1 protein-coding gene is annotated in these 837 nt (G+C 58.7%); it reads right to left on the bottom strand.

Features of this window, described 5'->3' with window-relative positions; genetic code table 11:
- Positions 1 to 674 (bottom strand): bacterial ammonia monooxygenase, subunit AmoB (amoB, locus tag ACSHWJ_RS15945; protein ID WP_432540103.1); only part of this gene is annotated, 674 nt, incomplete at its 3' end.
- Positions 675 to 837: the final 163 nt, after the last annotated feature.

The following is an 837-nucleotide window of genomic DNA, read 5'->3' as shown; positions in this document are numbered from 1 at the left end:
TCCGCACGACCGGCATCCACCATCAGCAGACGGGGGATGAAGATCGGTCGACGCGACCAGTAGCCGATCCAGGCAACTCCGATGGCGAACCAGAAGGCGTGCCAGAAATAGGTGTTGCCTTCGTTGTAGTTCTCCAGGTCCACCGTCTGACCGGTCAGGGTGGTGACGGGGTTGCGGAATTCACTCATGGAGCCTTCCACGGTGATCCATTTGCCGGGGCCGATGATCGGTCCACCGCCCTGGACGTTCATCATGGTGTGAACGTGCCAGTCACCCGGACGACGGGCTTTGAGGACAACCCGGAAGTCATAGGTCTTGCCGATTTCCAGACGTACGGAACGCGGCACCAGCTGACCGCCGATGTACGATTCCTTGCGGATGAACACCGGACCCGGCATGCCGACGTTCAGGAACGCCACATCCGGTTCGTCGACCGTTTCCGGCCAGCCTTCGAACACGTGGAACTTGCCTTTGATTTCCACGGTCTCGTTGATCTTGACTTTCTCTTTCGACCAGCTCAGGTCGTACCAGTGGATGGTACGCATACGCATGAACGCGGCCTGCGATTTCTCACCGTGGGCGCTGGCGCTCGGCGCATAGAAGGCGGTCGCTGCCACGGCGGACAGCAGTCCGATTGCAGACCATTTTGCAATCCGGTCCTTTATTGTTTTCATGATCTCTCCTCTTTCGAGTTCTTGCTGTTGGGTCACTCGCCGGCCTGTCGCCAAGCCGGACGACGGTCTTTCACTCAATGCTCTTGCTCGCACCGATCGCTCACGATCAGGTGCTCTGCAGGAACCGTTCGTTGGAGAACCAGCGACCGATGAAGTGCCACAT

The sequence above is a fragment of the Methylococcus sp. S1M genome (genome assembly GCF_051295855.1).
Lineage (GTDB): Bacteria > Pseudomonadota > Gammaproteobacteria > Methylococcales > Methylococcaceae > Methylococcus > Methylococcus capsulatus.
Note: the sequence above shows the minus strand (reverse complement) of the source record. Positions and strands in the feature narration are given on the sequence as shown.